Annotated in this window: 9 protein-coding genes; 5 read left to right on the top strand and 4 right to left on the bottom strand. The window is 51.8% G+C overall.

The window, feature by feature from the left end; translation table 11 throughout:
- The 4 genes from ACP5D0_RS07860 to ACP5D0_RS07845 form a co-directional block, all read right to left on the bottom strand.
- Nucleotides 1–893 (bottom strand): alkaline phosphatase PhoX (locus tag ACP5D0_RS07860; protein WP_472365114.1); only part of this gene is annotated, 893 nt, incomplete at its 3' end.
- A 155-nt stretch (nt 894–1,048) separates the two neighbouring features.
- Complete coding sequence (locus tag ACP5D0_RS07855) at nt 1,049–1,930, bottom strand: GGDEF domain-containing protein (protein ID WP_472365113.1); 882 nt, start codon at nt 1,928–1,930, stop codon at nt 1,049–1,051.
- A gap of 119 nt (nt 1,931–2,049) precedes the next feature.
- Nucleotides 2,050–3,237 carry an EAL and HDOD domain-containing protein gene (locus tag ACP5D0_RS07850; protein WP_472365112.1) on the bottom strand — a complete coding sequence of 396 codons (1,188 nt, stop codon included), beginning with the start codon at nt 3,235–3,237 and terminating at the stop codon, nt 2,050–2,052.
- Between the two features lie 195 nt (nt 3,238–3,432).
- Nucleotides 3,433–4,785 (bottom strand): Y-family DNA polymerase, encoded by a 1,353-nt coding sequence (locus tag ACP5D0_RS07845; RefSeq protein WP_472365111.1) that lies wholly within the window; start codon nt 4,783–4,785, stop codon nt 3,433–3,435.
- A 148-nt stretch (nt 4,786–4,933) separates the two neighbouring features.
- Here ACP5D0_RS07845 and ACP5D0_RS07840 point away from each other — a divergent pair, with 148 nt between their 5' ends.
- The 5 genes from ACP5D0_RS07840 to ACP5D0_RS07820 all read left to right on the top strand — a co-directional run.
- Nucleotides 4,934–5,626, top strand: coding sequence for a LexA family protein (locus ACP5D0_RS07840; RefSeq protein ID WP_472365110.1), 693 nt, complete (start codon nt 4,934–4,936; stop codon nt 5,624–5,626).
- 258 nt (nt 5,627–5,884) lie between these two features.
- Entirely contained in the window at nt 5,885–6,790 is a 906-nt protein-coding gene (locus ACP5D0_RS07835; protein ID WP_472365115.1) for a phosphate/phosphite/phosphonate ABC transporter substrate-binding protein, read from the top strand.
- Complete coding sequence (locus tag ACP5D0_RS07830; protein WP_472365109.1) at nt 6,787–9,105, top strand: ATP-binding protein; 2,319 nt, start codon at nt 6,787–6,789, stop codon at nt 9,103–9,105. Before ACP5D0_RS07835 ends, ACP5D0_RS07830 begins: the two co-directional genes overlap by 4 nt.
- A gap of 91 nt (nt 9,106–9,196) precedes the next feature.
- Nucleotides 9,197–10,243: a response regulator gene (locus ACP5D0_RS07825; protein WP_472365108.1), complete on the top strand. Its 1,047-nt coding sequence runs from the start codon at nt 9,197–9,199 to the stop codon at nt 10,241–10,243.
- 168 nt (nt 10,244–10,411) lie between these two features.
- Nucleotides 10,412–12,022: CheR family methyltransferase (locus tag ACP5D0_RS07820; RefSeq protein ID WP_472365107.1), on the top strand; the 1,611-nt coding region annotated here is incomplete at its 3' end.

Raw genomic sequence — 12,022 nt, 5'->3', positions numbered from 1 at the left:
TCCGCCGTATCGGCCACAAACATGAACAATCCAACGTTAGTGCCGTCATCCGACAAATAAACGGTTTTTTTGTCCGGCATCACGTAGGCCAGCTCATGCGCAAAGCGCCCCATGCTGTAATGTTTGGTGTAATTCGGCGTTCCATCGTTACCGACAGTCACTTCCGGCGTCCAACCATAATAATAAGGGTTATTCTTCGCAGCCTTCCCGCCCCAGTACATGTTCGTCACTTCATTATAGTAGCCGTTCTCAGTATAAGGATAACTGGCGGAAGGATTGGCATCCGCCGGATACTCTTCCGAGCCCAAGTGCGAATTCCACGGCGTGGTCATACCGGCACAATGCACCCAACCACCAAATTCATCCTTCTGGCTGATAAATTGCAAGCTGTTCGGCTTAACCGTCATTTGACCATCTGCAGATTGCTCTAATTCATTCATGTACATGGTTCCCGGCCCGCACTCAAATTGAGAAACCATGTAAACCTTACCGTTTTTCTGCAAGAATGAAAAATGATCCAACCCGGAACCTTTCCCAGTATCCGTACCGTTACATAAGTAAGCGGAACCATCCGTATCCAGGATTACGTCATCCTTGTAATCTTTCACCACCCCATAGGTTTCACCGTTGTCGACATCGCCGGTTTTGATGAGCGTGTGGTAGTTGATGGCTTGATCTTCACCAGCCACTTTAACGCTGCGGGTCGCACGGATTGAGTTTTGCTCTGCTTCGGTCACCGCCGGGGCGATGGAAGCAAACTTTACGGTGGAAGCATTAGCGTCCTTACCGGCGGTTCCGTCGGAACCATCCGAACCATCCCCGCCGCACCCAGTCAGGACAGCTGAAGAAGCGATTACCGTTGCAATCGCCATAGTCAAAGTCTTAAATTTCATGTTGCATTGCTCCTAAGCATAATTTTTTATTGAACCACCAAGTGGTGACTCAAATTTTAGAGAGCAAATATGACTAGGTCATTTCTGGAAAATGACATCTTTATGAAATAAATATGACAGATAACCCTATAAATTATACAGATATAAGGAAATACTTAGACGCGCGTGATTTTGTAATCGTTCTTGGTGTGGTTTTTCATTTCAATCAGGTTTTCATCGGCCACTTTCAATAAAGCGCGGTAATCCGACGATGTCAAGGCGCCGCCCATGCTGACGCTCAAATCAAAACTGGTCAAACGTTCATCCTGAACGATCGATTGTTGAATAGGCTTGGCGACCGCCTCCAGCTCATCTTGACGAATAGGATGCAACAGGACTACGAAATCGTCGCCGCCCCAGCGCGCGACCGCATCGGACGGCCGCACACTTTCCGATAAATGACTGGCGATTGTCTTCAACATTTCATCGCCTGCATGATGTCCCAAAGCATCGTTGATTTGTTTGAAATTATCCAAATCTACCATCAAAAGGCCGATGGATGTGCCCGCAGACTCTCGCGTATAAATCGTGGCCAATTCTTCATCAATCAAACGCCGGTTACCCACCCGGGTTAAAGGGTCGAGACAGCTTTCGCGCTGTTTATCCTTCACCTGACGTGACAACTCTTTTCGATGGCGTTCCAACGTAAACTCATGCACTCCGGTAATCAACACCAAGCCCAGCGCGGCAAAATAGAAACGGCTCGACAAAGCGATATCCGTCCAGCCGAGCGCATCCAGCTGCCAAACCATCCCCAGAAGCAAGACCGCAAACAAAACGCCGAGTGTTGCCCCCATCACTTGGATGGTCGCCACCAGCAATGGAAAAACCCAGAAATACCCCGAATGCCCATGCCCGCCATGCACCACAAGAAACCCGATAAACAAGGCATTGGTGACCAACATCATCCCCTTGCCAATCCAGGTCAATCCGTTTTGGAAGATATGAAATCCGAACAATAAAATCATGGCGGCAAAAGACGACAACCACAAAGACAAAACCCATTCCTGAGCAGTGGCGGCCACGACCGCGAAAACCACGACGAGAATGAAATAGGTCGGAATAATGAAGGTGATCCGAGAATCGGCTTTTTATAACAAGGGCTTCAATCGTGCTTTCATAGCAATGCTTCGGCGTTATGGCTTTCTTTTAAGGCGCGAACATAGAGATGGCGATACACTTGATCGAGGGATTCGGAACGCGACTGCTCAAACGACTTCACCATCTGCAACATACGTCCGTGCTCACCCTCCTCCCGGAGAATGCCATTGACGATTTTCCGGTTCAAAGATAAAGCCTCCAACAATTCCAGCAACGGTTTTTTCAAAATCACATCCAATAATGAGAACATCCCGGCCAGGTAATAGGAATCCGGATTTTCCAGTTTTTCGTGCTCGGCACACAAGCGCATGAAAATCGCTCGGGTACGGGCGATATTGAAGACTTCAGGCACCACATCGTCCAGTAAACTCATGGAAATCATGCTCGCCCAGGATTGCACGCGGCGCAAGCCGAAAAACGTCAGCACTTGGTGCAGGGTTTCAAATTCGGGCATACCGACCGTGCGATTTTGCGATGCCAGCTTAATCAACTTATGCATTAACCCGACATCCTGACGCACCACCTCTTCCAAAGCCTCTAGGGGGATATTCTCCTGTGCCAAGCGCCGCAGCAGCAACAATAAATGCCCTTTTGACACCGACAGTTTGGCACTGGACACCACCTCAGGCCTGGCAAAATAGTGCCCTTGAAAATAATCACACCCCGCCAAACGACACACATCGTAAATGGCACGGGTTTCCACACGTTCCGCCAGAATTTTCACCTTGGCGATGTGGCGAATTTTCTGCACCAGCAGCGGAATTTTTTCAGGCTTCATGCCCTCAATGTCAATCTTGATAATATCGGCCAGCCGAATAAACGGAATAAATTCGGCCTTGAACACAAAATCGTCCAAGGCAATCTGAAACCCCTGTTCTTTTAAATTACGAATCCCGGCCACAGTGGTGTCATTCACCGGCACCGTTTCCAACACCTCACACACCACGCGATGCGATGAAAAGCACGGCTCCATATCGGGATCAAAAAAGGCTTCAGAAAAATTAATAAACGCCTTGGCGTCCCCCACCAATTCATCCAGCGAAAAGCCCATCATGGCGTTATGCACCACCGTGGCGGTGGCGTCTTGGTCGCAATCAAACTGCGCCCTCATCGGGTGATAACCGTTGCGAAACAGCAGTTCATAACCATATACCTGATGGTGTCGATCCAAAATCGGTTGACGACCGATAAAAAGTTCTTCCATTAACTTTTCCAGTGCTTAACGATAAAAACGTGTAACGTTCAAATATAACCCGAAAATTTCCCTTCGGGGATCAAAGCGATTCATAAATCGCTTATATCAGCCTTCTATCATACTGAAAACTGCTCAATATTTTGAATTTTTACGCGATAAACCCCATCAATTTTTTTGGACACGACTATGATTTTTATTAATCGCTCACGACACCACCGGCAACTCATCCCAGCGGGTGGTGTAACGCGGCGACATCCGTTCTCGTCGCATTCGCCAGGCCTGGCCATTTTGCATCCCCGCCGAGGCCAGCTGCACCGTACCACGCCCCCAGGTCTGGTTCAGCTGATCCATCACCGCCATCAACCGCTCGGCGCGTTCATTGGGTGAATAACGCGGCTCCGGCGCAAAACAGTCCAACTGCACCGCGCCTTTCGCCGCCACGCCTGACAACACCACCGTGGCTTTCTGATACGCCACGCCGACGCGCCAGATGCGCTTGAGCGCGCGCTTGGCTTGCTTCACCAACAACACCGTATGATCGGACGGGTAAATCAGCGGCACCGTATGCGAGGCCTGGTAAAAAGCGTGTTTCGATGCAAACGGACTGGAACGCACCGACACCGTCACCGCCTGACACACCCGCCCTTGCTGACGCAGCTTTTCCGCCGCCCGCGCGGCATAAGACGACACCGCCTCCTGCATGGGTGCCAGCTGTGTCAGCGGCCGACCAAACGAACGTGACGAGATAATCTGCCGCTGACCATCCGGCATCTCCGCCGCATCCAAGCAGGATTCGCCATTCAGCTCCCGCACAATCCGCGCCACCGTCACCGAAAATCGCGACCGCACCCATTTCACATCGCAGCGTTTCAAATCACAGGCGGTTTCAACGCCCAGCTCGCGCAACTGTGGCGACAAACGCCGACCAATGCCCCAGACCTTATCCACCGGCACGGTTTCAAGCAAAGCTTCCAGCGTGGTCGGTGCCAGAACGGTTAAATCCAACACTCCGTCATAGCCCGCCACCTTTTTCGCCAAGTGATTCGCCAGCTTCGCCAAAGTGCGGGAAGGCGCAATGCCCACCGCCACCGGCAACCCCAAACACTGTCGAACGGTGCGTTTGATCTCCTGGCCATAAGCGGTCAAGTCCAGATGCGCCACCTGCGACAATTCCAGAAAACTCTCATCAATCGAATAAATTTCCTGACGGTTGGAAAAGGTGCCTAGAATAGCGTGCATTCGATTGGACATATCGGCGTACAACTCATAATTGGAGCTGAACACCGCCGCACCCATGTCATCCAAAAACGGCTTCACCTTAAAATACGGCTGATACATCAGACTTTCCGGCCGTGCCGCCTGATAACCGCCCTGACCAAAGGTCTGGTGCGCCTGTTTCAGTTGTTCATCCACCCCCTTGGCACGATCATTCGCCGCGACAATGCAGCCGTCGTTGTTCGACAACACCACCACCGGTCGCTGTCGCAAAGACGGGTCAAACGCCACCTGACAAGAAGCGTAAAAACTGTTTCCATCCACCAATGCAAATACCGCCATACCCATCCTTTCAACACCACCGTCTTGCCCGCCGCCATTCAAACCGCAGCTCAAAGTTTGAATTCAAGAAGGCAAAAAACGCTTTCAACCGACCTTTTTCTATCATATAATTTTTGTAACAACTTTCAAATAAAAATCGAGTGACGCTATGAGCCGTGAATCGAATAATGAATCGAACCGTAAATCCACCAAAACACCGGCCGCCCAAAAAGTCGGCGGCGCACGCAAAGGCGCCGGACGTAAAAAAGGCTCCGGTAAATTCGGTGAAACCACCAAAGTCATTCGCGTACCCGAATCCAAGGTCGCCGTCATCAAACACTGGCTGTCGGAACAAGCCGAGCGTGACGAACACGCCAACGACAACAACACCGATTCACTCGACCTGCAAGCCTTGCAAGAGGCGCAAGCCCTCGCAGGCGACAAACTGAAGGTGCAGTTTCCCGACACCGGCAGCAAAGTTCCCCTGCCGCTTTACAGCCACAAGGTCGTCGCCGGCTTTCCCAGCCCCGCCGACGACTACGTCGAAGCGCGGCTGGATCTGAACGACAAACTCATTCAAAACCGCAACAGCACCTTTCTGCTCACGGTTCAGGGCGACTCCATGAAAAAAGCCGGCATTCAGGACGGCGACATTCTCATTGTCGATCGCAGCTTGGAGCCAAAAGACGGCAAAGTGGTCATCGCCGCGCTGGACGGTGAACTGACCGTCAAACGCCTGTCCATCAAATCCACCGGCACCTGGCTGGTGCCGGAAAACGACCGCTACCCGCCCATTCCGATCAAAGAAACCTCCGACATTTACATCTGGGGGGTGGTCACCGCCACCATCAAACAGTTTTAACCCAGCAGACGGCGCAACCTTCCTCCGCCGTCGGTGACCGCAAACGCAACAGGCCGAGCACCCCATTCCATGCTTGAAGTCTTGCCCATTCCTCTACGCCCATCACTCACTCATACCGCTTGAGACGCAGGCGCGTCAATGCTATAGTGTCTCACCAACAAAGAACATTACCTACCACAAGGAAATAAGAATATTATCTTATTTGAATATCCTAACGCGCTGAGTCGGCTCGGCACCGCCACACGAGCACTGTTGGCGGTGGGCACCGTCACATTACTCACCGGTTGCCAAGACACCTCGGCGCCACCGGAGTTGCGCTACGCCAACCAACCGCCACTCAATGAAACCGTTTACCTATTCGGCGTGCATCCGCTGCACAATCCCAAGCGACTGTTTGACGTTTACCAACCCATGATCGACTACATCAACACCCGTCTCAAAGGCGGACAACTACGGCTCGAAGCCTCGCGCAACTACCCGAGTTACGACCGCAAACTGTTTGACGGCCATTTCGACTTTGCCCTGCCCAACCCTTACCAAACCGTTGTGTCCCTACAGCACGGCTACCGAGTATTCGGCAAAATGGCCGATGATGAAAACTTCCGAGGCATTATTCTGGTGCGCAAAGACAGCGACATTGACACCGTACCGGATCTCAAGGGCAAAGTGGTCAGCTACCCAGCCCCCACTGCACTGGCCGCCACCATGATGCCGCAATGGTATTTGTATCAACACGGTCTCGACATCAACCAAGACATCACCAATCGCTACGTCGGCTCCCAAGAATCCTCAATGATGAACGTCTATCTCGGCAAATCCGATGCGGCGGCTACTTGGCCGCCACCATGGCAGGCGTTCATCAAGGAACGCCCCGAAGTGGCCAAAAAGGTCATGATCAAATGGCAAACGCCGCATCTGGTGAACAATGGGCTGGTGGTGAAAAACAGCGTGCCAGACATGATTTTGCAACAGGTCAGCCACGCGATTTTTCACCTGCAAAACAGCGAAGAAGGCCAAGCCATTCTGGCCGCTATGGAACTGACTCGATACGAACCGGCCACCAACGAGACGTATCACCCGGTCAAACAATTCATTCACGAATTTGAAACGCAAGTGCGCCCCATTCGAATGCCTTCTCAGGCTGAACCCCAGGAACCGTCATGAACCCAAGCAACTCTTCTCACCAGGCCTGGCAAAACAGCATTCGCAACCAACTGCTGTTCGGCACCGCACTGGTTCTGACTGTCATCATCAGTGTCTTTGCCTATGTCACTATCCAAAATCACAGTCAGTTCTTGCACAAAGAAGCTCAAAAGGAAAGTCGAGATCGCACCCTAATGCTGGCCGCCAACAGCAAAGTCTGGGTGATGGCCAACGACTATGTTGGCTTGGAAGAGGTCATTACCAATTTCAAAGCCTATAACGACTTGATCTACGCCGCCGTTTTCAATCTGGATGGCAAAGTCATTGCCCACACCGACGCCAATCGAGTCGGCCAATACATTGCCGACCCAACACGCCTTAACTACCTGAAACGCCTGCTGGCTTCGCAAAAAAATCCATCCGACAAGGCAACGGTCATCAGTCAAACCGATCGCTATATTGATATGGCGCGCCCCATTCTCAACGGCCAACACCTGGTCGGTTGGGTCGAGCTGCGCACTGACCAAACCCAGCGCCAAAACAGCATCGACCAAGCCGTACAGAACAGCCTGCTGTTTGCCATTCTAGCCTTGGTGGTCAGCGTCTTCATTGCCTATCTTCTGGCGCGCAACCTCACCAATCAACTCTATCGCTTAATTAACACTATGAAGCGTGTGCGCAGCGGAGAACAGCAGGTCAGCGCCGATGAACACGGACTGGCCGAAGTGGCCCAACTCTCACGCGAGTTCAACCGCATGCTCGACACCCTCAACCAAAACCAAACCACATTAGAGCAAACCCAACAGGACCTCAAGCAGGACATTCAGGAACGCATCCGAGTGGAAAAAGAAATGCGCTCGCTCAATGACAACTTGGAAAATATCGTCCAAGAACGCACCGAAGCCTTGCAGGTGGAAAAAGAAAAAGCCGAAGCGTCTAATCAGGCTAAAAGTGCTTTTTTAGCCAACATGAGTCATGAACTACGCACCCCGTTAAACGCCATTCTCGGGTTTTCCACCCTGATGACGCAAAACCCCGACATTCCCGAAGACGAAAAAGACAACCTGAAAATCATCAACCACTCCGGCGAACATCTGCTGCAACTGGTCAACGATGTCTTGGACATGTCCAAAATCGAAGCCGGTCACATTCAGCTGGACAACGAAGATTTCGACCTCGGTGAACTGATTCGCAACACCACCGACATGATGGCCATCCGCGCCTCGGAAAAAGGCTTGCAACTGCTGGTGGATCAAACCTCTAAGTTCCCGAGACTGATTCACGGTGACGCACCGAAACTCAGACAAGTCCTGATCAATCTGCTCAGCAATGCCATTAAATTCACCGCACAAGGCGGCATTACCCTGCGGCTGGACACACTGGAAGAAACCGATTGCCACCTCACGCTCAAATTCGAAGTCGAAGACAGCGGCTCCGGCATTGCACCGGCGGACATTGAACGCATTTTCCTGCCGTTTGAACAACTCGCCAACGCCACCTCACAAAAAGGCACCGGCTTGGGACTGGCCATCACCCGTCAATTTGTCAACATGATGGGCGGCGACATCCACGTCCAGTCCAAACCCGGTGAAGGCACTGTTTTTTCGTTCACCATCCAAGCCAAACACGTCCAAACCGAAGTGGATCTGACAAACGAGACCGATCAAACGATACGCCACGTCATCAGCCTGGCCGACGGCGAACCGGAATGGCGTATACTGGTGGTCGAAGATCAGCTTGAAAACCAACTGCTTATCCAGAAGGTGCTGAAACAGGTCGGCTTCCAAGTCAAAATCGCCGACAACGGTGCCAAAGGCGTTGAACTGTTTCAAACCTGGCAACCGCACTTTATCTGGATGGATCGCCGCATGCCGGTGATGGACGGTCTGGAAGCCACTCGCCGCATTCGTCAACTGCCCGGTGGCGACCAAGTGAAAATTGTCGCTTTGACGGCCTCCGTGTTTAAAGACCAACGCCAAGAGGAACTGGATGTGGGTTCCGATGACTTTGTGCGCAAACCCTATCGACCGGAAGAGCTTTACGAATGCATGGCGCGCCACCTGCCGCTGCATTATCGCTATGCCGACGAGGACAGCACCGATTTCGCCGACTCGGATCAAGTACGAATTTCGACCGAAGACATCGCACAACTGCCGCAAACCACCCGCCAGTCACTTTATGAAGCCGCGCTGATCGGTGACACACAGCGTTTGCTGGACACCCTTTACACGCTACCCGTGTCGCAGGCGGCACTGGTCAACGGCTTGCGTCAACTGGTGGACGCTTACCGCTTTGACCTTTTAACCCAACTCACTCAACCACAAAGCGATAATTAAGAATCGACAGACGGATAGCGTTTTCTTTTTTTCGATAACACCTTACAATAGCCAAAGGGTCGCATTCGCGACCTGATCCAGAAGGAACCCTATGGTGCCCATTTTAAAGCGCGAAATATTAGTGGTGGACGACATTGCCGCCAACCTGAAATTATTGAGCAATATCCTCAATGATGAGCACTACACGGTGCGCGTAGCCATCAATGGCGAAATGGCACTGGCCTCGATTCAAGCCAAACAACCCGACCTGATTCTGCTGGACATCAAAATGCCACAAATGGACGGGTTTGAAGTCTGCAAACGCCTCAAAGCCGACCCAAAAACCGCCGGCATTCCGATTATCTTCATTAGCGCCATGAATGAAACCGAAGGCAAGGTCGATGCCTTCCGTGCCGGAGGCGTGGACTACATTACTAAACCCTTTGCTAATGAAGAAGTGCTGGCGCGCGTCCACACGCACCTAGAGCTGAACGACTACAAAAATCACTTGGAAGAAAAAGTGGATCAGGCGGTGTCGGAAATTCAGATTCTGAATGATGAGCTGGAAGCCACCCAAAAAGAAGTGATCTATATGATGAGTGCGGCCATTGACGAACGCTCACACGAAACTGGCATGCACGTCGTGCGCGTGGCCGAAGTCGCCCGACTGCTGGCGCAGTTGCGGGGGGTCGATGCCAAAACCACCGACCTCATTTACCGCGCCGCGCCCTTGCACGATATTGGCAAAGTCTCCATTCCCGACGCCATCCTCAACAAACCCGGCAAACTGACCGAAGCGGAAAGAGACATTATCAAAACACACAGCCAGATCGGCTACGACATTCTCAAATACTCCAAACGCTCCATTCTGGAAATGGCCGCCATTATTGCCCAGCAACACCACGAACGCTATGACGGCCAGGGCTATCCCAATGGCCTGAAAGGCACGGACATTCACATCGCTGGTCGCATCTGCGCCATTGCCGATGTCTTTGATGCCCTCAGCCACGACCGAGTCTATAAAAGTGCCTGGCCCGATCACGAGGTGAAAGACTACATTCAGCAGGAAGCTGGCAAAGCCTTCGACCCCAAACTCACCGACTTATTTATCCATCACTTTGAACGCTTTCTCGACATCAATCATCACTTTACCGACTGAAAAACTCTATCGACTTTGAATTCAAGCCGTTTCACCAGGCCTGGTGAAACTCAGTGACCCGCCCCCTCCCATGCAAAAAATCGCTAAAATGGCAGCTGATAATTTCAGAAAGCTTTGATAATATGATGATTGAAACCATCTGCTCACTCGAATGTTTAGGATTCTTGTATGAACCCACCCGATTCAAAAAACGACGACCATTCAAACGCCGAATCCCAGCCTTTTTGGGTGACCATCGGCGCTTCTGCGGGTGGGCTGGATGCGTTAAAAGAGCTTCTGAGCGGGCTGTCGCCCGACACATCGGCCATTTACTTGATTGCACAGCACCTAGATCCAAAGCACCCCACCATTTTAAAAGACCTGCTGGCGCGCATTACCGATTTACCCATACATTTGGTCGATCAGGACACCACGCCGCAGGTCGGGCACATCTACATCGTTTCCCCCGGGCACAATGCCGTGGTCAGGCAAGGGCGGATACGACTCAGCCCGGCGGCGGTCATCGGCCCGAAACCTTCGATTAACCTATTACTGGAAAGCCTGGCCGAAGAGACGGCGGAACACACCATCGCCATTATTTTATCCGGCACCGGCTCGGACGGCGCTCAGGGCGTCACCGCCATCAAAGCCGCCTCAGGCCTAGTCATTGCGCAGGACGAAGCCAGCGCCAAATATTCCGGCATGCCCAACGCCGCCATGGAAACCGGCTGCGTGGATCTATCGCTGCCACCGTCCAAAATAGCCGCCGAAATCAAAGGCTACATTGATTCCGCCGGAAAAACCCTGACGCAGCTGAACCTCAATAAAAAAACCTCCACACTGGAAAAAATCTTTCAACGCCTGCTGGATCAAACGGGCTACGACTTCAGCGGCTACAAACTCAAAACCGTTCACCGACGCATTGCCCGTCGCATGGCGGTTCACAAAATAGTGACACTGGACGACTACCTAACGCTGCTAAACGCCTCCAGTCAGGAAGTTGAAAACCTGTTTAAGGACATGCTAATTTCCGTCACCGACTTTTTCCGCGACCCCAAAGCGTTCGAAGACCTAAAAATCGTCATTGACAAGCTGGTGATGGACTATCAGGACGGCGAACAAATTCGCGTCTGGGTGCCCGGCTGCGCCAATGGCGAAGAAGCCTTCTCCATCGCCATTTTATTTCAGCAAGCTCGCCTCAAGCATCACAAAGAGGTCAACTTTCAGATTTTCGCCTCCGACATTGACGAATTCGCGTTGACACAGGGACGCCGTGGCCAGTATTCCCAACAGCAAATTAAAAACGTCCCCAAAGACGCCCTCAGCCAATATTTCTTTGAAAAAGACCAGCGTTATTGGGTACACAAAAGCATTCGCGATCACGTTGTCTTTGCCCGCCAAAACCTAGTTATGGATCCACCGTTTTCCAAACTGGATTTAATCAGTTGCCGAAATGTGATGATTTACTTCTCCTTGGCATTGCAAAAACAGGTGCTGCAAACCTTTCACTTCGCCCTCAAGCCCGACGGCTTTTTATTTTTAGGCAAATCCGAATCCGCCTCCTCCGCCATGCCGGAGTTGTTCGACCCCACCATTAAATCCAGTCAAATTTTCCAACGCAAAAAAACCAGTCTCAACAACCGTATCGATCACATCAGCAGCGCCGTATCCGTCGCCAGAACCAAGCAATCGCACACCGATAGCGGCGCACCGTTGATGTTGCAAGAAAACGCCGACTGGCTGAGTCAGCTCGACAGCCTTCTGCTCGCGCAAATGGTACCGACCGTTATAGTGGTGGAC

Origin of the sequence: Hydrogenovibrio sp. (genome assembly GCF_049975065.1) — a bacterium.
Taxonomy (GTDB): Bacteria; Pseudomonadota; Gammaproteobacteria; order Thiomicrospirales; family Thiomicrospiraceae; genus Hydrogenovibrio.
Note: the sequence above shows the minus strand (reverse complement) of the source record. Positions and strands in the feature narration are given on the sequence as shown.

Coding starts and splice junctions, on each gene's coding strand:
- ACP5D0_RS07850 (WP_472365112.1), bottom strand. CDS start 3,237: ATGGAAGAACTTTTTATCGGTCGTCAACCGATTTTGGATCGACACCAT.
- ACP5D0_RS07845 (WP_472365111.1), bottom strand. CDS start 4,785: ATGGCGGTATTTGCATTGGTGGATGGAAACAGTTTTTACGCTTCTTGT.
- ACP5D0_RS07840 (WP_472365110.1), top strand. CDS start 4,934: ATGAGCCGTGAATCGAATAATGAATCGAACCGTAAATCCACCAAAACA.
- ACP5D0_RS07830 (WP_472365109.1), top strand. CDS start 6,787: ATGAACCCAAGCAACTCTTCTCACCAGGCCTGGCAAAACAGCATTCGC.
- ACP5D0_RS07825 (WP_472365108.1), top strand. CDS start 9,197: ATGGTGCCCATTTTAAAGCGCGAAATATTAGTGGTGGACGACATTGCC.